Source organism: Nocardia sp. NPDC052001 (assembly GCF_040680615.1).
In the GTDB taxonomy this organism is placed as follows: Bacteria; Actinomycetota; Actinomycetes; order Mycobacteriales; family Mycobacteriaceae; genus Nocardia.
Genome location: NZ_JBFAXC010000008.1, coordinates 68,643 through 93,599 on the forward strand (window position 1 = coordinate 68,643; position 24,957 = coordinate 93,599).

Consider the following 24,957-nt stretch of genomic DNA (forward strand, 5'->3'; position numbering starts at 1 on the left):
CGTGGTCATGTCAGGCGGCCGTCTCGGCGTTCTCGCGTTTGCTCGGCAGCAGGAAGCACAGCGGAATGGACAGCGCGGTCGCGACGATCGCCCACCAGAAGGCTTGGTGGAAGCCGTCATTGAGTGCGTCGAGGGTGTGGGCTCCGGCGGCGGCGTGCTGCAGGATGACCAGCAGGATCGCGGTGCCGAACGAGCCGCCGAGCTGCTGGGCGACGCGAATGATGATGCTGGCGTGCGGGATTTCATCGTGACTCATCCCGCTGAACCCGGCTCCGCTGAGCGGGATCATGGCCGCGCCCAAGCCGATACCGCGCAGCAGCAGCACCGCCATGAGGAAGATCTCGCTGGTGTCTGCGGTGACGAAGGCGAAGGGAATCGTTGCCACGCAGGCGATGACGAACGCGGCCAGTGCCACCGGGCGCGGGCCGAACTTATCGGTGTACTTGCCCGCGAGCGAGCGCGAGAGCAGGGTGCCGATGCCCTGCGGGATGAGCAGTAGACCCGCGCCGAGCGCGTCGGTGCCCCTGACCTGCTGGAAGTAGAGCGGGAGCAGCAGCATCGAGCCGTAGAGCGCGGCACCGGTGAGCAGCAGCATCACCGATGAGGCGGCCAGCGGGCGGTGTTGCAGCAGACGGATATCGACCAGTGCTCCCGCACGGCGGCGCACTGCCCACGCGGCGAACGCGGCGACCAGGATCACGCCGATCAGCACGGGCACCAGCACTTTCGCGTCCGCGAATCCGGCGGTGCCGTCGATGCGTGAGAGCCCGTAGATGATGGCCGCGACACCGGGGGACAGCAGCAGGAAACCGATGATGTCGAGCGGCTGGCGCGGGCTGGGCGCATCGGCGGGCAGGTTGCGCATGGCCAGCCAGATGCCGATCACGCCGAACGGGATATTGATCAGGAACATCCAGCGCCAGTTCCCGAAGTGCAGGATGAGTCCGCCCAACACCGGGCCGAGGATGGGGCCGAGCGCGGTGGGCACGGTGATCAGCGACATGAGCTTGCCGATATTGCGGCCGCCCGCGGCCTGCATGATGAGGGTGGCGGTGAGGGTCATCATGAACCCGCCGCCGATGCCCTGCACGACGCGAAATGCGATGAGGCTCGGCGCATTCCAGGCCGAGGCGCTCAATATCGAGCCGAGCAGGAAGATGCCGAGCGAGACGATCCACAGTCGCTTGCCGCCGAGCGCGGACTGCGCCCACCCGGCGATCGGCATGGTGATCGCCAGCGCCAGCAGATAACCGGTGCTGACCCACTGGATGGTGCTCAACGGCGCGTTCAGATCGCGCCCGAGATCGTTGATGGCGACGCTGAGGATGGTGGTGTCGAACACCACCGCCAGCGCGCCGATGATGACGGTGATCCCGATCTTCCACACGTGTGGAGCTATGCGATCGGAGTCGGGGACTTGGGGTTTGCTCGTGGTGGTCATGGGTTCCTCCTGGGGTGGGGTCGGATCGAGGCTGGTGAGAGGCTGAATACGTCGGTCGAACGACGTTCGTCACGAACAGTGTTCGTCACGAACAGAGTACGCTGTAAGCTGCACCTGTCAACAGGTCCCATCGCCGAGATACAAGGGAGCCGCCGCCGATGCCCTCCACCAGCCGTCAGCGCTCGACCCGAGATCGCCCCGCCAAAGCGCCGCTGAGCGAGGACGCGGTCGTCGATACGGCATTGGCGCTACTGCAATCGGAGGGAATGGCCGCGGTCACCATGCGCCGGGTCGCGACCGAACTCGATACCGGCCCGTCCTCGCTCTACGTCTATGTCGCCAACCGCGAGGCGCTCATCCAGGCCATGCAGGAGCGCGTGTTCGCCAGTGTCGACCTCGAAACCCCGGATCCGGCGCGCTGGCGCGAACAACTCCACGCGCTACTGGCCCGCATGCATCAGGCGCTCATCGCGCACCCGGGCATCGCCGCGACTGTTGTGGCCGAGGCTCCCGCCACCGAGGCCACCCTGACCTATACCGAGAATCTGCTCGGCATTCTGCTCGCCGCCGGTCTCGAACCTCAGGAAGCCGCTTGGGCCACAGACATTTTCGCGATTCTGGTCACCCACGCCGCCGTCGAGGCCGATGCGCGGCACTCCGACAGTCAGGGCCAGGCCGACGCGGGCTACAAGGCTTTCACCAGCCTCCCCCCGGAGCGGTTCCCGCTGGTCACCGCCTATGCCTCCGAGCTGGTCGCGGGTGATACCGAGCAGCGGTTCCGGGTGGCCATCGACGTCGTCATCGATGGCCTACTCGCGCGGGCTGCCCGGCGCTGACCGCTCAGGGCAGCGAGAATCCAAGGGCCCGAGCCGCTTCGGCCGGTGTCGGCTGCGCCCAGCGTTCGCGCAGGTGATCGTTCGTGGTCACCGATCGGGTGTCGGCCTTGTCGATGTAGATGATGCCGTGCAGGTGATCGGTCTCGTGCTGGAAAATCCTTGCGGGCCAACCGGTCAGCCGCTCGGTGTGCTGAACGCCGTCCACATCCTGATAGGTCGCCACGATGGATTCGGGCCGCGACACCACCGCCTGATATCCGGGCATGCTCAAGCAGCCTTCGTAGAACCCGATGTCGCCGCCGTCGGCGGTGTAGGTCGGATTGATGATGGTGAACTCCGGCAGCGGCCGCCGTCCGCGCGCGGTCGCGATCTCTTCCGCCACGATCGCGGAGTCGCCGAGCACCGCCATCCGAAGCGGAATTCCGATCTGCGGCGCGGCCACCCCGACCCCGGGGGCCGCGTGCATGGTGGCGAACAGGATCTCGGCCAGGTCCCGGAGCAGTTCGGGCTCCACCTGCCCATTCACCGGTTCGGCCACCGCGCGCAGTACCGGATCGCCCACTTCGACCAGTGGTGCCGCCTCACCCCGGTATTTCTCGACCAACTCGGTCACCAACTCCGCGATTTCCATACCGGCCATTCTTCACCGAGAGCAGTGCTCTTGACTCGTATCACCGTACGTGACACAGTGATCACAAAACAGAGCACTGATCTCGGAGCGGTAATGATCATCGACATCTGGCGGGGCGCGAACCTCACCCTCGCATTCCTCATGGAACTTATCGCCTTCGGCGCGATCGGGCTTCTGGGTGCCCGGAACGGGCGCGGTCTCGTGTGGAAAGTCGTGTGCGGAGTGGCCGCGGCACTGGCGGCCATGACGGTATGGGGTCTGTTCGCCGCGCCGCAGGCGAGCTTCAGTGTCCCCGCGCTGGCGGTGCTGACCAGGATCGCGGTCTTCGGCGGCGCGGCGGTGGCGCTGTACCGCCTCGGGTATCGACGAGCAGCGATGATCTATCCGATTGTGGTGGTGGCGAATTTGGCTGCCATCCACCTGGTTACGGTGTCCGCGTGACTGATTCGCCCGATGCCTTCACCCATGCGCGGTTCGGTGAGTTTCGCCGAGCCCGAACCGAACTCGGTGCGGGGGAGGTGCTCGAGCACGACTGGTACATCGGCAACGTCGAGGTCGATGGTGCCGAGGTCGAGGTGATGATCGGGACCGGCGATCCGGTGCGGGCGCGGGCGTTACTGCCGGATCTAGAGGATGTGGTGGGTGCGTTCGCGGCCTTGGCGCGCACCGCCTCCGACGCTGTCGTCACCGAATTCGGCGGTGCGGAGAACGCGCCCGAGGAGCTCGACGACGCCGCGCAGGATCTTCGGGTCAGCACCATCGAGATGCGCGAGGACGGCACCGTCGTCCTGCACCTCGAGGACACCTGCGGGCAGCATTTTCTGGATGGCTACTGGCCCGCGGTGTCGCTCAATGCGGAGCGCAAGGTGCTGGAAGTGAGCGTCGAGGCGTAGGGTCCCGATCAGGAACGCAGTGTGCGGTCGAACAAGCCCAGCAGTTCGACGTAGTGCCGATCGTCGGATTGGGCGTCGTAGGCGGCGGTATCGGCCTGGGTGAACCCGTGCTGCGCGCCGTCGTATACCTCGGTGCGGTGGCGCACGCCCGCGGCTTCCAGCGCCTTGTCGAATTGGGCGATGTGCTCCGGGGTCATGTGGTGGTCTTCGCCCGCATGCGCGAAATACAGTTCGCCGGTGATGTTTTCGACCATCAGATGCGGGCTGTCCGGGGCGTCGGTGACCAGTGGGCCGCCGTGGAATCCGGCGACCGCCCCGATGCTTTCGGGGAACATGGCCGCGGCCATGACCGCCAGGCGCGCGCCCATGCAGTAGCCGGTGAGCCCGACCTTGCCGGGAGCGACCTTGGGCGAGGCCGCCATCCAGTCCAGGTACGCCCCGACATCGGCGCGTACGCGATCGGGCGTGAGATCGCGGATCATCGGGAAGACCTGCTGGAAGATCTCCGGGCGCTCACCCGGATCGATGAAATCGGGCAGGTCGACCACCGGAGCCGGGCCGTGGCGGTAGAAGGCGTTCGGCAGCAGCACGGTAAAGCCGTGCGACGCAATGCGATCGGCCAGGGTGCGCAGGCTCGGGCGCAGCCCGAAACCGTCCTGGATCACCAGTACGCCGGGGTGCGCGGAGTCGTCGTCGGGATGGACGAGGTAGGCGTCGGCGACGCCGTCCGGGGTGGGAATGTCGAGTGAATGACCTTGCAGCGCAGTCATCGTTGCAGCCTCCTGTTGCTTAGTCGGCCTCGAACGTACCTCATTCGATAGTCGACAGATTTCGGCGCAGGAGTTTGCCGGTGGCGTTGCGGGGGAGCTCGTCGAGGAAGACGACATCACGCGGGACCTTGTGCCGCGCGAGGTTGGCTTTGACGTAATCCTTGATCGACTGCGGGTCGATGGTGGTGTGCGGGGCCGGGACGATGAAGGCGCGCAGGCGTTTTCCGAAGTCCGGGTCGGGGACGCCGACCACCGCCACATCGAGGATGTCCGGGCGCGAGACCAGTAGGTTCTCCACTTCCAGGGGAAAGACGTTCTCGCCGCCGGAGACGATCATGTCGTCGTCGCGGCCGTCGATGAACAGGCGGCCCTCGGCGTCGAAATGACCGACATCGCCGCTGGAGAGCAGGCCGTCGACGGTTTCCTTGTTGCGGCCGTCGGTGTACCCGGCGAAGCTCAGGCCGCTGGAGACGAAGATGGTGCCGGTGATACCGGGTTCTGTTATGCGGCGGCGGTTTTCGTCATACAGCGCAACGCGGCACCCGACGGGCGGTTTGCCCACGGTGCCGGGCGCTTCGCGCATGTCCTGCGGGGTCGCGACGGCGGCTACCGCGACTTCGGTTGAGGCATAGAGATTGTAGAGCACCTCGCCGAAAGCCTCCGCGGTGCGGCGACTCAGATCGGGCGAGACCGAGGAACCGGCCGCGAAAATCACCTGGAGCGACGAAGTGTCGACACTCTGCAGCACTTCGGGTCCGAGGTCGACGATGCGCTGCAGCATCGTCGGCACCAGAACCAATGTGGCGGCACGGTTTTCGGCCACCGCGGCCAGTGTCGCCTTGGGGTCGAACTTGCGTTGCAACAGGACGACCTTGTTCCCCAGCGCCCAGCCGAGCATGAGCTGCGACAGTCCGGTGCCGTGAAAGATCGGGGCGGCGATGACCATGGCGGCATCGCGGGGGAGTGGAATCCGATCGAGGAACTGCGCGGACTGCAACGGCGAAACCTTATCGCGCGGTGCGCCTTTCGGAGTTCCGGTGGTTCCACTCGTGAGGATGACCAGCCCGCCGGGCTTGGCCGGAGGAGTGGGCGGCTCGCAGGAATTGGCGGCGATCAAATCATCGATCGTCGGCAGGCTCTCATCGAGGTCGTCCGATTGATCCACCCACGTGAGGATTCGAGGAATCTCGGCCGGAATCGCATCCAGCAGACCGGCGAACTCACTATCGAGCAGCACCGCCCCGACCTTCTCCCGAGCAGCCACATCCGCCAGCTGCGGCTTGGCGAACCCGGTGTTCATCAACACAACTCGCGCGCCCACCTTGCCCGCCGCCTGCAGACTCAACACCATCCCGCGATGATCACGGCACAGCACCGCCAGCACCGTCCCCGGCCCGAACCCCGCCAGACTCAGCCCCCGCGCCAGCGCATTCGACTGCGCATCGAGCTCCCCGAACGTCAACGTACCGCGCTCATCACTGATCGCGTCCGCCCCCGGATCCCGCCGCGCCGCATGCGCCAGGATCGTGGTGAACGGCCCATAAATCGCCGCATCCCGCATCGACTGCACCGCCTCCCCCGGCCGCCGCACATCGAACATCCCCCGCCTGCGCAACACCTCCATGGCGGACACCGCGTCCGTCACCGTCCGCCCCACCCGCAGCAGCGAATCCGCAGCCCTCACCGGCACCTCCTGAAACGACCTTTCCTGCCACTATTGCACATCAGAATCCAGATTCACATAAAATGTCTCGAATACTTCAAATGCATGGGCCGCCAACACTATTTGCGGAAAGAGCTTCCACATCACGCTGGTGATACGGTGAGAACTGCTGCAAACATCCAACGCCCCATGCCTCTGTGGAGCGCCCGTTCGGAGGCCACCGTGCGCACCGACGACATCGAACGCATCATCCCGTCTCCATCGATGCCGTCTTCGCCCTCGACAAGCCGGCCTACAGCGTGAAACGGCTCCCCTTCGATGCCCACAAGGCGCGGCCGCGGTAGGTGAGTTGCCAGCCCACCGAGCTGTTTTCGGGCAGCTCACGGGCTTGGAGGCGGATCAGAATCCGGCGCACAGCGCCATCGGTCAATGTCATCCCGGGACCAGCCTGCGGTACCGCGACCGCTTGTCTGATCTGTTCGATATCCAGGCCGTCGGCAGTGTTCAGCGTGCCCAGTACGGCAAGGTCTGCCATATCGAGTGGACTCATGCCTGACATCCGCGCCACCCTCCGAAGTCCCGGGCGTATGTTCGGCGGGGAACGGCGGTCTCCACGTCCGCAAGGGACATGAGTCGGTCCAGGGTGAGCGCATCCAGATGGTTCGCCGAAGGCATCAGCACAGCGTCCACATCGGCGATACGCACCTGATCGACAAGCGACACACCTGTTCGCTCGGGCGGCCAGATCAGCACGTACCCGAGGCGTCGTGCCAGCCGCACCAGCTGTGCCTGATCCCATTGCGCCGCAGCACCGGATACCTCGGTGTCCATCCATCCGATCGCCGTCGGTTGCGCCCTCATGACAGCCCCTCTCGTCATTCGCATATATGAGGTTCGCGCCAAACAAGAGTGGGAAGGGACAGGAAAGGGACAGTGCGGCCCGGTGATAGCGCTAGAGCGCGGCGCATGTTCGATCTAGGCTCGGTTCATGGGGCATGTAGGTGAGCGGATCGCCGTCGAGCGCAAGATTGCGGGGCTCGGCCAGCGTCAACTGGCTGACCGGGCGAACTACAGCCTGTCCATGCTGAAAGCCGTGGAGCAGGGTCGTGAACCAGCCAGCCCCGGATTCATCTCGGCTGTCGCGAAGGCGCTGCGCATCACTCCCGAGCAGTTGACCGGCGCACCCTACGACGACGGAAAACCGCTGTCGAATGCGGTCAATGAACTGTCGGTGCTGCTGGCCGAAGGTAGATACGTTCGTGCGATTGAGCCCGGACCACTGGCCGAACTCGACGCCGAACTTGTTGCGGTGCAACGGTTGTACCGCCGGGACCGCACCCTCGATACGATCGAGAAGCTTCCCGGCCTCATCCGTCGGATTCACGGTGCGGTCCGTGAGAGCAGCGGGGACGAGAACGCCCGCGCGTCCACGGTGCTGACGAACGCTTATCTTCTGGCAGGGTGGACGATTCGCCGCACCGGCCGCCCCGCTCTCGTGCTACCCGCCCTGGACCTGGCCGACCACTACGCCCCTACGGGCAATGATCCAGGCTGGGGCTCGTTGGCGATGCTTGACCGCGCGCGCATGCTCACCCACTACGGCGAATCGGAAGTCGCGGACAGCCTGATCGATTCGGTTGTCGCCGCTACCGACTCGGCTCACGGATCGCCGGTGCTCGCCGGATACGCACACCTGGTCGGCGCGGTGAATCAGGCACGGCGACTGGACTATTCGGGTGCCATGGACCACATCGAAGCAGCTCGCGAGCTTTCCTCACGCACCGGGGAAACTGACAAATACGTGACCGCATTCGGTCCGGTCAATGTCGAAATTCACGCTCACGCCGTCGAACTGGAAGCGGGTGACCCGAACCGCGCAGCCGTGCAGGGCGCGAGCCTGTCGATTCCCGCTGGGCATCGCGCACCAACTCGAGTCGGGCATCACTGGCAGGACAATGCCCGCGCCTGGTTGATGTCCGGTAAACCGGAACGGGCATTGGCTGCATTGAACAAGGCGCGCGCTGCCGCGCCGCAGCAAACCCGCCTCCATCCGGCTGTACGGGAGACCTTGTACGGCATCGCGGCGGCGGAGAAACGCCGCACCGACACTCTCGCCGGTTTCGCCAACTGGCTGGGTTCCCCTCTCTGACAGTTGATTTCATCGACCAAGCGGCACATTTGGGGGACCATGAACGATCAAGGCGCGCCCGTCCTGTATGCCATTGTCACCGGCTCGACCGCCGCCGGCGATGTCGGAAAGTTGGTGGATATCGCGCAGACAGACGGGTGGGATGTATGTGTGATCGCCTCGCCTGACGGTCGTCGATTCATCGACGCCGACGCGTTGGAGGCCAAGACCGGATATCCGGTGCGTAGTCGGCACAAAGAACCCGGTACGGCCGACCTACTTCCGCCAGCTGACGGGATGATCGTCGCGCCGATCACATCGAACTCGTTGGCCAAGTGGGCTGCTGGCATCTCCGACACACGTCCCCTCGGCCTGCTCGTGGAGGCTGTCGGCAAACGCCTGCCAGTCGTGGCGGTGCCGTACGCGAACTCGGCGCTGCGGAGTTTCCCTGCCGTCAGCAACGCCATTGCCAACCTGTCCGAGTGGGGCGTAACGATGGTTACCGGTGATCAACACTCACCTGTAGACGGATCAGGTCTACTTCACCTGTTCCCCTGGGACGCGGCCTGGCGCGCCTTGCTGGAGCATCCGTGGCGGTCGATACCCAAGTAGCCTCATCCAACGCCATGTCCGGCAATGTACTTCCGGTCACCGACACCTGCCGGGCTCGCGCGAGCGGAGATACCTCATGGCATCACCGGTGGTCGGCGGCTAGTTTCAGGCCGAAGGCGATCAGGACTGTACCGGTGAGGGTGTCCATCGTGCGGCGGACGCTGTCGCGGCTGAGCCAGGTTTTCGCGAGGGTGGCGGCGGTGATGAGGGCGGTGAACCAGAGCATGCCCTCGATGTTGTGGATGAGGGCGAGGAGGGAGCCCATCAGCAGCGGTGGGACCCCGTCGGGGAGGAATTGGGGGAGCATCGCGATGTAGAAGACGCCGACTTTGGGGTTGAGGAGGTTGGTGCCTAGGCCGCGGGCCCAGGCTCCGAATGCGCTCGGTGGTGAATCATCCAGTGTGGCTTGTGGATTGGTCGCCCGTTTGCGGAGTCCGTCGCGGATCATGGTGATGCCCATCCACGCCAGGTAGATCGCTCCGGCGATGCGCAGGCTCGTGTACGCCAGTTCCGAGGCGGTCAGCAGCAAGGAGACTCCCGCCGCGGCGGCCACGCCCCACACCAGCGTGCCGGTGCCGATTCCTATCGCGGTGGCGAATGCGTAGCCGCGGCCGCGACTGATCGCGGCGCGGAGCACGAGCGCGGTGTCCAGCCCGGGGACCAGGGTGAGCAGACCCGCGACTACGGCGAAGGACAGCAGAGCGTGCGGCATGCGCGCAGCCTATATGGGCGAACTGCCCATACCGGCTGGCTCATTGACGTCGAGTGCAGCGTGCGATGTGATGCGTGCGGGTCGATATGACCGGTTAGCACGTCATGCCGTGGCGCACAGCGGACTTGGGGTCGAAGTTCTCCGGGTCCACCGCGACGCGGACCACCTTTTGCGTCGACAGGTCGACCAGGAAGGTCCAGCCGTTCGGCAGCACGATGCCGTCGGCGTCGACGCGGTTTACCTGAATGTACTTGCCGCCGTTGGCCGGTCGGCGCGCGCTGAAGCGGCCGAAGCGGGTTTCGGGGGCCTTCGCCCGCACAAGCGCTATCGCGGATTCCACATCCGTATCGGAAATGAGCGCTGGTGCGGTCTGGGTCTGGGTTTCCATCGGTGTCAATCTCCTTGCGGTCCTTGCCTGTTTCGCCTACTTCATACAGAGCGTTAGCCCGCATGGCACGTGAATTCAAGCATGTGGCCCAACTTCGCGGCGCGTCTCACAGCTGGGATGCCGGTGATATACCCGATTTCGGACACCGCACCGGCCGCCCAGCAGGGGATCGACTGCTGGGCGACCGGGATCGAGCGATGGTTCAGTGGCTCGGATCCGGGACCGCAGGGCCCTGGTCGTTCGCGCCTTCCGTGCTGGACACGTTCAAATCGGTTGTGATCCCGTCACCGGCGAGCATGGAATTGTCGAACATGCCCGGGGTGCCCCAATACGAGATGGTCGCGGAGAGAACATCTTTGGCGGTGCCGTCGCCATAGGAGGTGAGAGGCGTCTTCCGGAACTGGGCTTTGCTGATGGAAGCCAGCCCCAGGGCGCGTCGTTGTATCCGACGCGGCCGTTGGCCAGATCGTGGCGTGATTTGAGGTGTCCCGCCAAGCCGCTGCTGACGCCTCAGTGCAGCAGAAGGTAATTCAGTCAGGATCCCGCTGGTCTGCCGAGCATGATGCTGAGGTCTCGGATCGCGTCATCGAATGCTTTTCGCGCGCCGGGTTTGCTGTTCAGTCCGCGGTTGCCGCAGTGGGGGATCTCGCGGGTGGTGAAGTCGTAGAGATCTGGACGGGTGATGTTTGAGAGTTGCCAGCCGGTGCGGGCGTTCTTGCCAAGGGGCAGAACGATTATGAGGTCCGGCAGGAGATCGACGAGGCGGCGGGTCCAGACGACTCCCGCCTTCAGCTCCCACAGGTGTGAGCCACCGTTCTTGGTGTTCGCGGTGGGGAAGGGGCAGACGTTCCAGTGCACGACGTCTTTCCAGCTGACACCGTGGCGGTCGTACGCTTCGCGGCAGTTGCGGGCGGTCGCGTCGTTGTTGTCCAGACTCAGCAGTCCCGAGCCGGTACCCGCCTCTGCCATCGTGCTCGGGTTGTCGAGCAGAACCAGTGCACGGGCATGAATTCCGCCCTGATCCGGATCGACATAGGGGACCGTGCCCGGCTCCAGTGCGCGTGCCCGCGCGATTTCATCGGCTAGTGCGTTTATCGGCGCTACGTGCGGCTGGCGGACGCGCGACATCCGCTCGCGGACGACGTCGGGGTAGGCATTGCGTCCCAGGACCATGCTGCTCCTCCATCGGCTGTCTCGATGGTAGAGCTGCGGGTGCCATCTCCGAGGCGTTCCGGTGCGCGCTGAATTCGGCTGCGTGTCAAGTCAGCTCGATGAGCCCTCGATGCTCAATGTCGCGGTTGTCAGGTTTTCGGCGGCGGTGCGCGCGATGGTGGCGGCTTGGCGTAGTTGGGCTTCGGGGTGGGCGGTGCGGTGTTCGACGGCGGCGCGGATGCGGTCGAGGGAGGCGCCCGTCGCGGTGGTGGCGTCGCGCAGTTGGGTGTGGCGGTCGTCGAGGTCGCGGTGGGCGGCGGCCAGCTCGTGCAGGCGGCGGTGGAGGTCGGCGATGTGGTTGATCAGGTCTTCCACTTCGCGGGTGGTGAGTTCGAGGCCGGGGTGGGTTTCGCCGGAGAGGATCGCCTCGCCGGCGATCTCGGCGCAGCGTGCCTGGAGCACGTCGAGAATGTCTGTCACACAGATCCCCTCCTACGCGGCGGCGGGGGCGGTGCGCAGCCCGGCCCCGTCGGTTCGAATGGTCCATCCACGCCCGGAACCAATTACACCATTGTCTCCGACAGTGGATTTTCACTACCGGTTTTCCCGACGTCGACTGAGGAATTGCCCACGATACGTACGAGTAACCCCGAGACGCTGTGTACGTGCGCGCGGTTCGGGTGCAAACTACGCGAGACCGGCAGTCGTAATCCAATCGCCCGACCCCGGGCCAGTGCTGTGGAAGGAGTTGGCGAGTGTTCAGCCGTATCGCCATCGTGAATCGTGGGGAGGCCGCCATGCGGTTGATCCACGCCGTCCGAGATCTGGCCGCGGAGACCGGGTTACCCATTCAAACCGTGGCCCTGCACACCGATGTCGACCGGAACGCGACATTTGTGCGAGAAGCAGACGCCGCCTATGACCTGGGTCCCGCGTCCGCGCGTCCGTATCTGGATCTCAAGGCGCTCGAGCAGGCACTCGTCGCGACCGGAGCCGACGCCGCCTGGGTCGGTTGGGGTTTCGTCGCCGAGGATCCCGCTTTCGCCGAACTGTGCGAGCAGATCGGGGTCACCTTCATCGGCCCCAGCCCCGATGCCATGCGCAAGCTCGGCGACAAGATCGGCGCGAAGCTGATCGCCGAAGAGGTCGGCGTACCCGTCGCCCCGTGGAGCCGCGGCGCGGTCGAGACCCTCGACGCCGCCCTGGAGTCCGCGTCGAAGGTCGGCTACCCGCTGATGCTGAAGGCGACCGCCGGTGGTGGTGGCCGCGGTATCCGCATGGTCTCCAATGAGGCCGAGCTCGCCGATGCCTACGAGCGCACCAGTCAGGAAGCCGCCCGCGCGTTCGGCAGCGGCATCGTATTCCTGGAGCGCCTGGTCACCGGCGCCCGGCACGTCGAGGTCCAGGTGATCGCGGACGGCCAGGGCACCGCGTGGGCGCTGGGCGTGCGCGACTGCTCGGTGCAGCGCCGCAATCAGAAGGTCATCGAGGAGTCGGCCTCACCGGTGCTCGCGCCCGAGCAGGTCGCCGATCTGAAGGCGTCGGCGGAGCGGCTGGCCATCGCGGTCGGCTATCGCGGTGCTGCCACGGTCGAGTTCCTCTACCACCCCGGCGACAAGATGTTCGCGTTCCTCGAGGTGAATACCCGCCTGCAGGTGGAACATCCGATCACCGAGTCCACCACCGGATTCGATCTGGTGCGCGCGCAACTGCACGTCGCCTCCGGCGGCAAGCTCGAGGGTGAGCCCCCGGCCGAGCGCGGCCACGCCGTCGAGGCACGCCTCAACGCCGAGGATCCGGATCGTGATTTCGCGCCCGCGCCGGGCCGTATCGCGCGCCTGAATCTGCCTGCGGGTCCGGGCATTCGTGTCGATACCGGCGTCAGCGAGGGCGATACCATCCCCGCCGACTTCGACTCGATGATCGCGAAAATCATTGCCTACGGCCGCAATCGCGATGAGGCGCTCGCGCGCCTGCGCCGTGCCATGGCTCAGACCCAGGTCGTCATCGAGGGCGGCGCGACCAACAAGAGCTTCGTGCTCGACCTGTTGAACCAGCCCGAGGTCATCGACGGCAGCGCCGATACCGGCTGGATCGACCGCGTACGCGGCGAGGGTCGCCTTGTCTCGCAGAAGCATTCGTCCATCGCGCTCGCGGCCGCGGCCATCGATGCGTACGAGGAAGAAGAGAACGCCGAGCGCCATCGCCTGCTGTCCACCGCCGCCGGTGGCCGTCCGCAGGTGCAGCATCAGAGTGGCCGCCCGCACGATCTGAAACTGCGTGGCGCGAGCTACCGCGTGCGGGTTGCCCGCGTCGGCGCGCACCGCTTCCGGATCGGCATCGAAGCCGGTGGCGATATCGCTACCGCCGATGTCGATTTGGAGCGTTTCGATCAGCACACCGGCCAGATCGTGGTCAACGGCACCCGGTACCGCCTGGTCACCGGCACACACGGCCCGATCCACGTGGTCGATGTCGACGGCGTGACGCATCGCATCAGCCGCGACGAAGGCGGCGTCGTCCGCTCGCCCGCGCCCGCGCTGGTTGTCGCTACCCCGCTCGCGGTCGGCGATGAGGTCGAGGCGGGTGCTCCGGTGCTCGTGCTCGAGAGCATGAAGATGGAAACCGTGCTGCGCGCACCGTTCCGGGCCCGGCTCAAGGAAGTCTCGGTCACGGTCGGCAGCCAGGTCGAGACCGGCGCGCCGCTCATGCGCCTCGAGCCGCTCGCCGAAGAGGGCGAGGCCGCCGAGGGCGCGGCCACCGAACAGGTCCAGCTGGATCTGCCCGGTGCGCCCGAATCGGTTCGCCCACAGGAGCGTTTGACCCGCGGCCTGCAGGATGTGAGCAGCCTGCTCATGGGCTTCGACGTCGATCCGCACGATGATCGCCGCGTCGTCGACGAGTACCTGATCGCGCGCCGTGCCGCCATCGCGGACAAGCGCCGCCCGCTGGTCGAGGAATTCGAGATTGTGCGCCTGTTCGCCGATCTCGCCGAGCTGAGCCACAATCGGTCGTGGGAAGACGAGAGCGGTCCCGCGCACGCGCCCAGCGCGCGCGAGTACTTCCACATCTACCTGCAGAGCCTCGATGTCGATCGCGCCGGTCTGCCCGCGTCGTACCAGGCCAAGCTGAGTACCGCGCTCGCGCACTACGGCGTCACCGAACTCGATCGCACGCCCGATCTCGAGGCGGCGGTGTTCCGTATCTTCCTGGCGCAGCAGCGTCCGGCCGATGCGGTCACCATCATCACCACGCTGCTGCGCGAATGGCTGCGCGAGCCGGGACCCGATGGGGCACTGCGCGAACCGGTCGGCTTGGCGCTCGAGCGTTTAGTCGCCGCGACGCAGATACGTTTCCCCGTCATCGCCGATCTCGCGCGCGGGGTCGTCTATGCCTGGTTCGGTCAGCCGCTGCTGCGCCGCAACCGCGCTCGCGTCTACACCAGCGTGCGCAAGAACCTGCACTACTTGGACCAGCATCCCGATGCCGCCGATCGCGGTGAGCGCATCGCCGAAATGGTGCGCAGCACCGAACCTTTGGTGCGTCTGCTGGGTCAGCGCCTGGTGCGCGGATACGCCGACAACTCCGCCATGCTCGAAGTCCTGACCCGCCGTTACTACGGCAACAAGGACCTCGCCGACGTCCAGACCAAGCACGTCAGCGACAACACCTTCGTGGTCGCCGAACGCCGTGGCCTGAGCCTGGTGTCGGCCGCGGGCAGTTTCGACCAGATCAGCGGTGTGCTCAGCGGTTTGGCGCAGGTCTCCGCCAGCGCGGCCTCGGTGGAAGCCGATATCTACCTCGGCTGGGAGAAGCAGCCCGAGGACTTCGACGCCATGGCCACGGCCCTGCAGGAAGCCCTGGACGCGCAGCCGCTGCCGAACCAGGTGCATCGCATCACCGCCACCGTCGCGGGCAGTGGGGGCGCGGTTATGCACCACCACTTCACCTTCCGGCCCTCGGCGACCGGCATGGTCGAAGAGCGCCTGATCCGCGGTCTGCACCCGTTCATCGCCCAGCGCATGCAGATGAAGCGCCTGCGCAAGTTCGACCTCACCCGACTGCCGTCCTCGGACGACGAAGAGGTGTACCTGTTCCGCGGTATCGCCAAGGACAATCCGTCCGATGAGCGGCTCATCGCGTTCGCTCAGGTCCGCGACCTCGCGGCGCTGCGCGAGCGGGACGGTCGACTGCTGGCGCTGCCCTCGGCGGAAATCGCGATCGCGACCTGCCTGGACTCCATCCGGCGTGCGCAGTCGATGCGGCCCTCGGCCAAGCGGTTCAACACCAACCGCATCGTCATGTACATCTGGCCGGCGGTGGATGTCACCCGCGCGGAGCTCGAGACCGTCATCGGCGGGCATGTGCTGCCGATGACCGCGGGCGCCGGGCTGGAGGAGATCCTGCTCATCGCCCGCCAGCTCGATCCGGAGACCGGTGAGCTCACCAAGATCGCCCTGCGGATCGCGTTCGACGCCGCGGGCGGTGCCGAGGTGACCATCGGTGAGCGCACCGACGAGGCCGTCGAGCCGCTGGACGAATACCGCCAGAAGGTGCTGCGCGCCAGCAGCCGCAACACCGTGTACCCGTACGAATTGACCGGCCAGCTCGGCGATTTCAGCGAGTACGACCTCAATATCGAGAACGCGCTGGTGCCGGTGGACCGGCCCAAGGGCTACAACAAGGCGGCCATGGTCGCCGGTGTGGTCACCACCCCGACCCCGCAGTACCCCGAGGGCGTCACCCGCGTGGTGCTGCTCGGCGATCCCACCAAATCGCTTGGCGCGCTGTCGGAACCGGAATGCCGCCGGGTGATCGCGGCGCTGGATCTGGCCGAGCAGATGCAGGTGCCGCTGGAGTGGTACGCGCTGTCCTCGGGCGCGCGGATCTCGATGAAGTCCGGCACCGAGAACATGGACTGGGTGGCCGCCGCGCTCAAGCGCATCGTCGAATTCACCCAGGACGGCGGCGAGATCAATATCGTCGTCTCGGGCATCAACGTTGGCGCGCAACCGTATTGGAACGCCGAAGCCACCATGCTCATGCACACCAAGGGCGTGCTGATCATGACCCCGGACTCGGCGATGGTGCTCACCGGTAAGCAGGCCCTGGACTTCTCCGGTGGTGTGTCGGCCGAGGACAACTTCGGTATCGGCGGCTACGACCGCGTCATGGGCCCGAACGGTCAGGCGCAGTACTGGGCGCCGAACCTGCTCGCGGCCCGCGATGTGCTGATGTCGCACTACGACCACACCTACATCGCGCCCGGTGAGCAGGCCCCGCGCCGCGTGGAGACCAGCGATCCGCTCGATCGCGATGTCTCGGACTTCCCGCATCTGGTGGCGGACAGCGATTTCACCACCGTCGGTGAGATTTTCTCCTCGACCGCGAACCCGGATCGCAAGAAGCCCTTCGACATTCGCACGGTGATGCGCGCGGTCGCCGACCAGGACCACCCGGTGCTCGAGCGCTGGGCGGGCATGGCCGACGCCGAAACCGCGGTTGTGCAGGACGCGCGTCTGGGTGGTATTCCGGTGTGCCTGTTGGGCATCGAGTCCCGGGGCGTGACGCGTCGTGGCCTGACGCCGACCGACGGACCCGATACCTATACCGCCGGAACGCTTTTCCCGCGCTCGTCGAAGAAGGCCGCGCGCGCCATCAACGCCGCCAGCGGCAACCGCCCGCTGGTGGTGCTGGCGAACCTGTCCGGCTTCGACGGCTCCCCGGAATCGATGCGCAAACTCCAGCTGGAGTACGGCGCCGAAATCGGCCGCGCGATCGTCAATTTCCAAGGCCCGATCGTGTTCTGCGTGATCTCGCGGTACCACGGCGGCGCGTTCGTGGTGTTCTCCAAGGCCCTGAACCCGAATATGACGGTGCTGGCCCTGGAAGGCTCGTTCGCGTCGGTGCTCGGTGGCGCGCCTGCCGCCGCGGTGGTGTTCGCCCACGAGGTCAGCACCCGCACCGCGGCCGACCCGCGCGTCCGCGAGCTCGAGACTCGTGCCGCCACCACCGCCGGTGCTGACCGTGCGGTGCTGACGGCCGAACTCGACGAACTGCGCTCCTCGGTCCGCACCGAGAAGCTCGGTGAGGTCGCCGCCGAATTCGACCGCGTGCACAATATCCAGCGCGCCGTCGAGGTCGGTTCGGTCGACGCGATCATTCGCGCCGCCGAACTCCGTCCGCGCATCATCGATGCCATCGAGGCCAAGCTGCGCTGAGCTCCACCAGGCTAGGCAGCTGAGAAGATTCCGCCGGTCCCTTCACAAGGGGGACCGGCGGAATCATTTGTGCCCGTGGGGATGTGCGATGCGGTGGGTGAAGGTGCCGTGGAATCCCCAGGGAATGTGATGGTCGAGCCATGCGGTGGCCAGCGGACCGCGTTCGAGGTCGCGGGCATCGAGTATCAGGAGCTGGGAACGGTTTTCGATGAGTTCGTGATTGAGGGCCAGGAGCCAGCCGTCGTCTTCCTCGGCGTCGCGGGCGCGCGGCACGAACAGCGGTTCGCCGACCGAGCTCGCACCCAGCTCACAGGTGGTGAGCTTGCCGGTCCGGTGATCGACCTTGACCACCGCGTTGAACAGCCCGGCCGGTCCGCCCGCACCGGCGAAGTAGCTGTAGCGGTGTTCGCGGGCGCCGCGCCGCCAGTCGTATTGCGGGAATTCGCCGGATCGGTCGGCGAGTTCGCGTTCGATCACGGTGCCGCCCTTGGTGATCCGATACTGCATGAGGCGTGAGTGCGGGAACTGCGGCTCGCCCAGGTCGTCGCGGTTCACCATGCCGGTCATGCGGCGGACCTCGTCCCAGCCGGTGTCGAGCCGCACGAGTTCGACCACCACGTCATCGCCGTCGTCGTAGGCGTTGGTCAGGTGCAGATGCAGGAGCGCTTCGTGCTCGACGATGCGCGGTCGTCCGCCGCGTTTGGGGACGAGCAGGAACCGGGTTCCCTTGGCGCGCTTGAACTCCAGCGAATCCACGAATGAGGACGTGGCCAGTGCGAGTTTGGCGATATTGGGCAGGATGGGGTCGAGCACGAACACCATATAGCGCTCGGTGAGCGCGAAATCATGGTTCCACGGCACATCGAGCATCGGTATCGAGGCGACGTTGTGCAGCTTGCCCGAACGATCGATTCGATAGGTGCGGATGCGCGGTGTGGGCAGCACGTCCAAGCCGAAGTTGTACATATCGCCGGTGACCGGATCCCATTTCGGGTGCGCGGAGAACGCGCCGAGGAATCCGAGGCGACCGCCGAAATCGGTGGGGCCCAGCGTATCGAGGGTGTCGGGATCGATGCGGTACGGATTGCCCATCTCCCACAGCGCGAGCAGGCCACCGTCGTAGTTGACGATATTGGTGTTGGCCACGTTCTCCGGCAAGCGGCCGATATTGGCCAGCGGGCCGCCCGGAATCTGGTCTCCCACACCGCGATACCGAATCCGGTTCGAGCGCCGGCCGTGCTGGAAGTGCCGGGTGCGCACGTACCGGTTGCGGAATCGCACCGAAGTGCCGTCCAAGGCGAACTGCGAGATCATGCCGTCGCCGTCGAACACGTTGTGCAGCAGCGACTTCCCGACCTGATGCTTACCGGGTCCGATTCGATACAGCGTGCCTTGCAGATCCTGCGGCAGCGTTCCGTCGATCTGGTCGATCCGATAGTCGAGCTCGTCGAGCAGCGGTGCGGTGACCTGGTGGTAGGCGGACGCGTGAGTGCTGGTCATCGCGGATTCTCCCTTGAATCACTAATCTGATGACACCTGTCATCTGATGACGTATGTCCGCAAATGTAGAAGCGCGCCTGATGTGTTGTCAATGACGAACACGGCGCGAACGCGGAGGTAGCCTGCGCGAAAACCGCATCCGTGATGTGTCATCGCCCGCAGCCGGTCTCGTTGTTAGATGTGCAGCGTCTGGTCGTGCCGGGGTTGCGAGGCTGGCACGGTGTTAGCTTTGTTTTGGGACCGTTCACTCCGGCGCCTAATGCGGGGATCACGCGCGATGAGAGCCGGTCCGCCTCCTTGAACTGGAGGTTTTCCGCAGAGACGCGCCGGAGTCGCGGCGCACTGCCCAGGAGTTGCTGTGTTCTACGAATTACGAGTGCATTCCCCGCTGCCATATCTGCCGAACGGGCCGTTTCTGTCACCGCAAGATCTGTTGCGCGCCATCGATGGAAACTTCGACGGTGATATTCCCCTTGCCGGTTGGGCCGGTGCGCTCGGAACGCTGTATCGAGAATGGTGTGCGGAGCCGTCGATGGTGCAGATCGGTCAGAGTATCGACACGGTGGTGCATGAGATCGATGTCTGGATCGGGGCGTTGCTGCCCCGGCCGCGACCGGGAGCTCCGCGCTGGACCGATTCGGTGGGCGGGGTGATCGGCCGGGTGGCGGAGGCGGCGGTGCGTGCGCAGTGGGCGCTGCACTGTGCGAGCGACGCGATTCAGCGGCATCGTGCGTGGGACCATCTCGCTGAAATGCGCGGCGCCTATGAGGATTTGGCGCAGCTGGCGTTATCCGGCTCGATCGATTTGCCTAAATCGTGGCCCGCTGTCAGCTGGCCCGCCGCCGCGAGGTGATGCCGGCTCGCGCGTGGGCGATTCGGCAGAGCCCATGGGCAGCGCCTGGACTGGTTCGAGGGCGGACAGCCGCATGCCCACCGGGCTAGAGGCAGTTCCCGGTGGGCGCGCCCGCAGGTCGTGGACCCCTTTCGTGTCACCGATCCGGGGTCCGCACGCACCAGAGCTGGTGCGAGCCTGCGGAGAGTACCGGCCGGCGTCGGGAGTCGGTCGACGTCGGCATCGGTACGGCATATGAGGCGTGAATCCTGTTGCCGCGCTTACGTTAGGGCCCGATCGATGCGGTTGACAGTCGATGCGCGATGGCTCGGAGATCTCACCAAAAGAACAGCCGCGGTACGTGAACCGCGACAATCGCGTGTGCTCGTATTCGGTCCACAGTCGTAGCCTGCGGCGTTTGGTAAGGACCACAACAAAACTCGAATAGCGCGTGCCTCCGCACCGGTGTGTTCTTGACTGCGAGCCGAAGTTATTGCATCGGGTCAGGAGTTGGCATGTCGGGACGATCGAGGCGGGCTGGCATGGTGCTTGTCGCGGCTCTGCTATTTCTCTCGTGCGGGTGGGCGAGCACATATGCCGATCCCGTACCGTCCGACACCTCGCGGCTGGTGGAGATTCGCCCGGGACCCGGTAGACAGACGCAACTCGGGTTCTATTCGATGGCGATGAACCGGACGATTCGAATGACACTGTTACGCGCGGCCCATCCGGAGTCGCCGGCGCCGACGCTGTATCTGCTCAATGGTTCCAGCGGTGGCTCGGACGGAAATTGGATCGACCGTACCGATCTCACCGATTTCTTCGATGACAAACAGGTCAACGTCGTTGTCCTGATGGATGGCGCGGGCAGCTACTTCACGGACTGGCGCGCGGATGATCCGGTGCTCGGTAAACAACGCTGGACCACCCTGCTGACTCAGGAGTTGCCCGCGGTCATCGACCGGGAATTCCACGGCACCGGTGCGAACGCGATCGCCGGGGTGTCGATGGCGGGCACCTCGGTGTTCCAATTGGCGATCGCCGCTCCGGGTTTCTACCGGGCGATCGGCTCCTACAGCGGGTGCGCGCGCACCAGCGACCTGGCGGGGCAGGCCATCGTTCAGGCCGTGGTCGCCACGCAGCGTGGCACCGTCACCAATATGTGGGGACCCTCGGGTGACCCGGCCTGGCAGGCGAACGACCCCTACCTGCAAGCGGACAAGCTCCGTGGCACATCCATGTATATCGCTGCCGGAACGGGCCTTCCAGGCCCTGACGATACGCTCGGGGCAACGCACGGCGATGCCGTGCAGCTGCTCTATCAGCTCATGTTCGGATCTCCGCTCGAGGCGGTCGCGAACACCTGCACCCGCCAGCTACGCGAGCGACTCAGCGCCGCGGGGATTCCGGCGACCTTCGATCTGCGTCCGAGCGGCACCCACTCCTGGGGCTACTGGCAAGACGATCTGCACAAATCGTGGCCGCAGTTCGAGGCGGCGCTGCGATGACGCGGAAAGAGGCGGCGGTGGCCGTCGGTTCGTTCGGAGCCTGCCTCATCTCGGTATTCATGCAGATGATCGATGTCACGATCGTCAATACCGCGCTCCCATCGATCACCGCGGACCTGGGGGCGTCGCAGTCCCAGCAGCTGTGGGTGGTCGCCGGTTACTCGCTGGCCTTCGCCTGCGTGCTGCTCACCGCGGCCCGGCTCGGGGCTGTTCTCGGCCGTCGCCGAATATTCCTGTGGGCCGCGGCGGCCTTCACCGCGGCCTCGGTGTGGTGCGGAATATCCTCCGGCGCAGTGGAACTGGTGTGTGCCCGGATCGTCCAGGGCGTGGCGGGGGCAGGCATGGCGGCGCAGACCATCGCCATCATCACCGCTTCGTTCCGGCGCGACCATCAGCCCTCCGCATTCGCGATCTACGGCGCCACAGCGGGTTTCGCGGGAATGCTCGGCCCGTTGCTGGGTGGCGCGCTGATCACGCTGAACCCACTCGGGCTGGGCTGGCACGCGGTCTTTCTGCTGAACCTGCCACTCGGTGTGGTGTCCATCGGCCTGGCCGTGAAGTACCTGCACATCGGTCCGGCACCGCAGCGACCGCCCTTGGACCTGCGCGGTTCGGCAATCGCCACGGCCGCGCTGTTCTTGCTGCTGTTCGCGCTCTCGGACAGCCAGCAGTCGGGCTGGCACCCGATGCACGTGGGCTGTGCGGCGCTCGCGCTGGCGCTCGCGGGGTTGTTCGTTGCCTATGAGCGAGCGACCCGTCGACACGGCGGAACCGCGCTCGTTCGCTTGGATCTTTTCGCGGACAGGGGATTCGCGATCGGCTCGGTGCTGGTGGCGGTCTTCTTCGGACTGTTCACCGCTTTCGTGTTCACCGTGTCGATCCTGTTGCAGGACGTGCTGCGGTTCTCCGCTTTTCGAACCGGAATCGCCATGACCCCCTTCGCCGTCGGGGCCGGGGCGGGCGCGCTGTGGTCGCCGAAACTGGTGAACCGCTTCGGTATTCGCGTCCTGGCCGCCGGCATCGTCGGCTTCGGTTGCTGGGTCGCGGTGGGCGTGGGATATCTCTACCTGACATCCGGAACGGTGAACTTGGCACTGGTCACCGTCCCGGTGTTTCTCGCGGGATTCGGGGTCGGGGTCTTCGGCATCCCGTTGCAGCCGATCATGCTCGCGGGATTGGGCGACCGCGATCTGGACGAGGCGTCCGGCCTGCTGCCCACCGTGGAGCAGATCGGTAATTCGGTGGGGCTCGCGGCGCTCAGCACGCTCTTCTTCCGTGCCCACACCCTGGCGGGCAGTATGACCATGCTCAGCGTAATCGCCCTCGCCGCAGTCGGTCTCGGCGCGCTCACACTGACACTGCCCTATCGCCGCGTCGCTCTCGGCTCGACGCCCTGGAGCCGGACCGCCACCAGCTGAGAGGTCCCAGCAAGGCCAACAGTGCCGGTGTGAGCAGCATGCGCAGCACGACCGCATCGATGAACAGCGCGGTGACCATGCCGACCGCGATGTACTGCATCATCACCAGATCCGAGAGCGCGAAGGCTCCGCACACGACGATGAGGATGAGCGCGGCGGCGGTGATGATCCACCCGGTGCGTGCGATGCCGTCCCGGACCGCCTCGGTGTCCGTCGCGCCTTTGATCCTCGCCTCATGGATTCGGGCAAGCAGAAACACCTGATAGTCGGTGGACAGGCCGTAGATCACCGAAATGATCAGCACCAGAACCAGCGCCATGATCGGCTGGGGTGTGAAGTCCAGCGGTCCGGACCCGTGTCCGGAGGCGAAGATCCAGGTGAGGACTCCGATCGTGGAGCCGAGCCCGAGCAGATTGAGCAACCCGGCCACCAGCGGCAGCACCGGCGAGCCGAATGCCAGCATCAGCAGGATTGTGGTCAGCGCGAACACCAGCGCGACCACCCACGGCATGCGATCCAGCACCGCGGCCACGCTGTCGATCTCGGCCGCGGATTGGCCGCCGACCAGCACGGTCGTGCCCTTGGGCAGTGCCATGGCACGCAAGTAATCGATGGTCCGCCCGGCGTCGTGCGAATTTCCGACCGCTGTCGAGGTGGTGAAGACACCGAGCTGCGAGGGCGCGGAAAAGGGTACGGGGAATGGCGCTTTCAAACCCGGTGCCCGATTGGCTGATTCGATCGTGGCGTCGAGATCGGTGGTGGAGTACGTCCGGACCACGATCTCGACCGGATCGGTCTCGCGCAGCGGGAAAAGCTCGTCGAAGTGCTGCTGCGCGGTGCGGGTGGGATGGTCTGGGGGTAGAAATCGTTCGCTGATACCGCCGAAGGCGATATCGCGCACCGGGGCGATGAGTACCACCAGGATCGCCACGACCGGCACGATGGTCGTGATCGGCCTGCGCATGACCACTCGGGCGATCCGTCCCCAGGCGTTGTTCCGCTGGTCGGCGCGCGCACGCCGGGAATGAAACCCGTTGTAGCCCAACCAGTCCACGCGCCTGCCGAGGATGGCCAGCGTGGCAGGTAAAACCGTGACCGAGACCGCGGCCGCCAGCGCCACCGTCACCATCGCGCCCAAGGCGAACGAGCGCAGGAACCCGTGCGGGAACAGCAGTATCGTGCTCGCCGCGGCGACCACGATGAGCGCCGAGAACGACACGGTGCGGCCGGCGGTCGCCACCGTGACCCGAACCGCCTCCGGCACCTCGTCGCCGGCGGCCAATTGCTCCCGGAACCGGCTCACCATGAAAAGCCCGTAGTCGATGGCCAAGCCGAGACCGATCATCGAAACCACAGGGGAGACAAAGGTGTTCACCTCCATGAAGGTGGTCAGTACGCGGACGATGCCCCAGGCAGCGATGACGGTCAATCCGCCCACGGCGAGCGGAAGCGACGCGGCGACGACCCCGCCGAACAGAAAGAACAACAGCACCGCCACCGCGGGTATCGCAAACAATTCCATCCGGCGCTGGTCGTGGGCCATGGTGTCATTGAGCGCCGCCGCGATCGGCTGTCTGCCCGCGACTTCCATATCGACACCGGGCAACGCGAGTTCGCCGGAGATCGCGCGGAAGTTGTTCAACCTGGTGGTGTCATCGTTGCCCTCGATGGCGACCGAGGCGAAGCCGTGATCCCGTCGCTCGGTGCCGAAGATATCCGGCATCGCCATACCCGTATCGGTGGCCCAGTACGCGCCGTTGATGCGCGCGATCCGGCCCGGGAAGCGCTGTGGCAGACCGTTGAGGTAGCCGGCCACGGTGGCGGCGAAGGCAGGGTCATCGACGGTTCTCCCGGTCGGCGCGTGGAACAGTAGCAGCGCATCGGCGCTGTGGTCGGTTCCGAACGCGTGGTCGCGCAGTCGTGCCTCCCGCGAGGATTCCGAGCCCGGATCGTTCCAGCCGCCGACGCCCAGGTGCTCGGACAGTCCGAGGCCGTAGCCACCGAGCGCCAGCAATGCGCCGACCATCACGACCACGACGGTGAACCGCCTTCGCACAAGCCGATCTATCCACGGGGTCGTCTGGCCCGACATCGCAGCTCCCAACTGAGAAACACGGTCCGGTGCGGCACCGGCCACTCGCAACATAGGCACTCGGAATCGGTTGCACAGCACCTGATTCGACGGACTCGAGATATTTACAGCCATAGCCCCCGTCGTTTTGTGAGGTGTCCTGAACTCGGGAGTGAATCCG

General features: G+C 65.8%; 21 protein-coding genes. 9 read left to right on the forward strand and 12 right to left on the reverse strand.

Annotation, left to right across the window (positions count from 1 at the left end; translation table 11 throughout):
• Positions 1–10: 10 nt before the first annotated feature.
• Positions 11–1,441: an MDR family MFS transporter gene (locus tag AB0L82_RS31680; RefSeq protein WP_364644519.1), complete on the reverse strand. Its 1,431-nt coding sequence runs from the start codon at positions 1,439–1,441 to the stop codon at positions 11–13.
• 158 nt (positions 1,442–1,599) lie between these two features.
• Between AB0L82_RS31680 and AB0L82_RS31685 the strand changes: the two genes are divergently transcribed.
• Entirely contained in the window at positions 1,600–2,277 is a 678-nt protein-coding gene (locus AB0L82_RS31685; protein ID WP_364644522.1) for a TetR/AcrR family transcriptional regulator, read from the forward strand.
• Positions 2,278–2,281: 4 nt separating this feature from the next.
• Here the strand turns inward: AB0L82_RS31685 and AB0L82_RS31690 are convergent, their stop codons facing one another.
• Positions 2,282–2,908, reverse strand: a complete 627-nt coding sequence (locus AB0L82_RS31690) for a peptide deformylase (RefSeq protein WP_364644526.1) — start codon at positions 2,906–2,908, stop codon at positions 2,282–2,284.
• 93 nt (positions 2,909–3,001) lie between these two features.
• Here AB0L82_RS31690 and AB0L82_RS31695 point away from each other — a divergent pair, with 93 nt between their 5' ends.
• Together AB0L82_RS31695 and AB0L82_RS31700 are read left to right on the forward strand one after the other, a co-directional pair.
• The gene (locus AB0L82_RS31695; protein ID WP_364644529.1) at positions 3,002–3,349 is read left to right on the forward strand and encodes a YrdB family protein; all 348 of its coding nucleotides are present in this window, start codon (positions 3,002–3,004) and stop codon (positions 3,347–3,349) included.
• Positions 3,346–3,801 carry a hypothetical protein gene (locus AB0L82_RS31700; RefSeq protein ID WP_364644532.1) on the forward strand — a complete coding sequence of 152 codons (456 nt, stop codon included), beginning with the start codon at positions 3,346–3,348 and terminating at the stop codon, positions 3,799–3,801. Before AB0L82_RS31695 ends, AB0L82_RS31700 begins: the two co-directional genes overlap by 4 nt.
• An 8-nt stretch (positions 3,802–3,809) precedes the next feature.
• Here AB0L82_RS31700 and AB0L82_RS31705 read toward each other — a convergent pair whose 3' ends face one another.
• The 4 genes from AB0L82_RS31705 to AB0L82_RS31720 all read right to left on the reverse strand — a co-directional run bounded on the left by AB0L82_RS31705 (position 3,810) and on the right by AB0L82_RS31720 (position 7,095).
• Positions 3,810–4,571, reverse strand: coding sequence for a dienelactone hydrolase family protein (locus AB0L82_RS31705; protein ID WP_364644535.1), 762 nt, complete (start codon positions 4,569–4,571; stop codon positions 3,810–3,812).
• Between the two features lie 40 nt (positions 4,572–4,611).
• On the reverse strand, positions 4,612–6,195 hold the full coding sequence (locus tag AB0L82_RS31710) for an acyl-CoA synthetase (RefSeq protein WP_364645166.1): 1,584 nt from the start codon (positions 6,193–6,195) through the stop codon (positions 4,612–4,614).
• 331 nt (positions 6,196–6,526) lie between these two features.
• Positions 6,527–6,784 (reverse strand): hypothetical protein, encoded by a 258-nt coding sequence (locus AB0L82_RS31715; protein WP_364644538.1) that lies wholly within the window; start codon positions 6,782–6,784, stop codon positions 6,527–6,529.
• Positions 6,781–7,095 carry a hypothetical protein gene (locus AB0L82_RS31720; protein WP_364644541.1) on the reverse strand — a complete coding sequence of 105 codons (315 nt, stop codon included), beginning with the start codon at positions 7,093–7,095 and terminating at the stop codon, positions 6,781–6,783. Before AB0L82_RS31720 ends, AB0L82_RS31715 begins: the two co-directional genes overlap by 4 nt.
• Before the next feature lie 127 nt (positions 7,096–7,222).
• On the opposite strand from AB0L82_RS31720, the gene AB0L82_RS31725 reads away from it, so the two are divergent.
• Both AB0L82_RS31725 and AB0L82_RS31730 read left to right on the forward strand, forming a co-directional pair.
• Positions 7,223–8,383 carry a helix-turn-helix transcriptional regulator gene (locus AB0L82_RS31725; RefSeq protein WP_364644544.1) on the forward strand — a complete coding sequence of 387 codons (1,161 nt, stop codon included), beginning with the start codon at positions 7,223–7,225 and terminating at the stop codon, positions 8,381–8,383.
• Positions 8,384–8,422: 39 nt separating this feature from the next.
• Positions 8,423–8,974 carry a flavoprotein gene (locus tag AB0L82_RS31730; RefSeq protein ID WP_364644547.1) on the forward strand — a complete coding sequence of 184 codons (552 nt, stop codon included), beginning with the start codon at positions 8,423–8,425 and terminating at the stop codon, positions 8,972–8,974.
• 82 nt (positions 8,975–9,056) lie between these two features.
• On the opposite strand, the gene AB0L82_RS31735 is transcribed toward AB0L82_RS31730, so the two are convergent.
• The 4 genes from AB0L82_RS31735 to AB0L82_RS31750 form a co-directional block, all read right to left on the reverse strand.
• Positions 9,057–9,686: a LysE family translocator gene (locus AB0L82_RS31735; protein ID WP_364644550.1), complete on the reverse strand. Its 630-nt coding sequence runs from the start codon at positions 9,684–9,686 to the stop codon at positions 9,057–9,059.
• Positions 9,687–9,780: 94 nt separating this feature from the next.
• Entirely contained in the window at positions 9,781–10,074 is a 294-nt protein-coding gene (locus AB0L82_RS31740; RefSeq protein WP_364644553.1) for a hypothetical protein, read from the reverse strand.
• A gap of 534 nt (positions 10,075–10,608) precedes the next feature.
• Entirely contained in the window at positions 10,609–11,247 is a 639-nt protein-coding gene (locus AB0L82_RS31745; RefSeq protein ID WP_364644556.1) for a uracil-DNA glycosylase, read from the reverse strand.
• Between the two features lie 90 nt (positions 11,248–11,337).
• Positions 11,338–11,706, reverse strand: a complete 369-nt coding sequence (locus tag AB0L82_RS31750) for a hypothetical protein (RefSeq protein WP_364644558.1) — start codon at positions 11,704–11,706, stop codon at positions 11,338–11,340.
• A gap of 275 nt (positions 11,707–11,981) precedes the next feature.
• Here AB0L82_RS31750 and AB0L82_RS31755 point away from each other — a divergent pair, with 275 nt between their 5' ends.
• Complete coding sequence (locus AB0L82_RS31755) at positions 11,982–17,447, forward strand: carboxyl transferase domain-containing protein (protein ID WP_364644561.1); 5,466 nt, start codon at positions 11,982–11,984, stop codon at positions 17,445–17,447.
• A gap of 63 nt (positions 17,448–17,510) precedes the next feature.
• Here AB0L82_RS31755 and AB0L82_RS31760 read toward each other — a convergent pair whose 3' ends face one another.
• Positions 17,511–18,947, reverse strand: coding sequence for a carotenoid oxygenase family protein (locus tag AB0L82_RS31760; protein WP_364644564.1), 1,437 nt, complete (start codon positions 18,945–18,947; stop codon positions 17,511–17,513).
• A gap of 358 nt (positions 18,948–19,305) precedes the next feature.
• Here AB0L82_RS31760 and AB0L82_RS31765 point away from each other — a divergent pair, with 358 nt between their 5' ends.
• The 3 genes from AB0L82_RS31765 to AB0L82_RS31775 all read left to right on the forward strand — a co-directional run bounded on the left by AB0L82_RS31765 (position 19,306) and on the right by AB0L82_RS31775 (position 22,705).
• Positions 19,306–19,800, forward strand: a complete 495-nt coding sequence (locus AB0L82_RS31765) for a hypothetical protein (RefSeq protein ID WP_364644567.1) — start codon at positions 19,306–19,308, stop codon at positions 19,798–19,800.
• A 494-nt stretch (positions 19,801–20,294) separates the two neighbouring features.
• Positions 20,295–21,287: an alpha/beta hydrolase family protein gene (locus tag AB0L82_RS31770; RefSeq protein WP_364644570.1), complete on the forward strand. Its 993-nt coding sequence runs from the start codon at positions 20,295–20,297 to the stop codon at positions 21,285–21,287.
• Positions 21,284–22,705, forward strand: a complete 1,422-nt coding sequence (locus AB0L82_RS31775; RefSeq protein ID WP_364644573.1) for an MFS transporter — start codon at positions 21,284–21,286, stop codon at positions 22,703–22,705. Before AB0L82_RS31770 ends, AB0L82_RS31775 begins: the two co-directional genes overlap by 4 nt.
• Here AB0L82_RS31775 and AB0L82_RS31780 read toward each other — a convergent pair.
• A complete protein-coding gene (locus AB0L82_RS31780; protein WP_364644576.1) occupies positions 22,635–24,797 on the reverse strand; it encodes an MMPL family transporter in 2,163 nt (720 codons plus the stop codon). The genes AB0L82_RS31775 and AB0L82_RS31780 overlap by 71 nt on opposite strands.
• Positions 24,798–24,957 lie beyond the last annotated feature (160 nt).

Excerpts from the sequence above, each read along its gene's own strand:
- AB0L82_RS31680 (WP_364644519.1), bottom strand. The coding sequence starts at position 1,441 with ATGACCACCACGAGCAAACCCCAAGTCCCCGACTCCGATCGCATAGCT.
- AB0L82_RS31685 (WP_364644522.1), top strand. The coding sequence starts at position 1,600 with ATGCCCTCCACCAGCCGTCAGCGCTCGACCCGAGATCGCCCCGCCAAA.
- AB0L82_RS31690 (WP_364644526.1), bottom strand. The coding sequence starts at position 2,908 with ATGGAAATCGCGGAGTTGGTGACCGAGTTGGTCGAGAAATACCGGGGT.
- AB0L82_RS31695 (WP_364644529.1), top strand. The coding sequence starts at position 3,002 with ATGATCATCGACATCTGGCGGGGCGCGAACCTCACCCTCGCATTCCTC.
- AB0L82_RS31705 (WP_364644535.1), bottom strand. The coding sequence starts at position 4,571 with ATGACTGCGCTGCAAGGTCATTCACTCGACATTCCCACCCCGGACGGC.
- AB0L82_RS31710 (WP_364645166.1), bottom strand. The coding sequence starts at position 6,195 with ATGGAGGTGTTGCGCAGGCGGGGGATGTTCGATGTGCGGCGGCCGGGG.
- AB0L82_RS31715 (WP_364644538.1), bottom strand. The coding sequence starts at position 6,784 with ATGAGTCCACTCGATATGGCAGACCTTGCCGTACTGGGCACGCTGAAC.
- AB0L82_RS31720 (WP_364644541.1), bottom strand. The coding sequence starts at position 7,095 with ATGAGGGCGCAACCGACGGCGATCGGATGGATGGACACCGAGGTATCC.
- AB0L82_RS31725 (WP_364644544.1), top strand. The coding sequence starts at position 7,223 with ATGGGGCATGTAGGTGAGCGGATCGCCGTCGAGCGCAAGATTGCGGGG.
- AB0L82_RS31730 (WP_364644547.1), top strand. The coding sequence starts at position 8,423 with ATGAACGATCAAGGCGCGCCCGTCCTGTATGCCATTGTCACCGGCTCG.
- AB0L82_RS31735 (WP_364644550.1), bottom strand. The coding sequence starts at position 9,686 with ATGCCGCACGCTCTGCTGTCCTTCGCCGTAGTCGCGGGTCTGCTCACC.
- AB0L82_RS31740 (WP_364644553.1), bottom strand. The coding sequence starts at position 10,074 with ATGGAAACCCAGACCCAGACCGCACCAGCGCTCATTTCCGATACGGAT.
- AB0L82_RS31745 (WP_364644556.1), bottom strand. The coding sequence starts at position 11,247 with ATGGTCCTGGGACGCAATGCCTACCCCGACGTCGTCCGCGAGCGGATG.
- AB0L82_RS31760 (WP_364644564.1), bottom strand. The coding sequence starts at position 18,947 with ATGACCAGCACTCACGCGTCCGCCTACCACCAGGTCACCGCACCGCTG.
- AB0L82_RS31770 (WP_364644570.1), top strand. The coding sequence starts at position 20,295 with ATGTCGGGACGATCGAGGCGGGCTGGCATGGTGCTTGTCGCGGCTCTG.
- AB0L82_RS31775 (WP_364644573.1), top strand. The coding sequence starts at position 21,284 with ATGACGCGGAAAGAGGCGGCGGTGGCCGTCGGTTCGTTCGGAGCCTGC.
- AB0L82_RS31780 (WP_364644576.1), bottom strand. The coding sequence starts at position 24,797 with ATGTCGGGCCAGACGACCCCGTGGATAGATCGGCTTGTGCGAAGGCGG.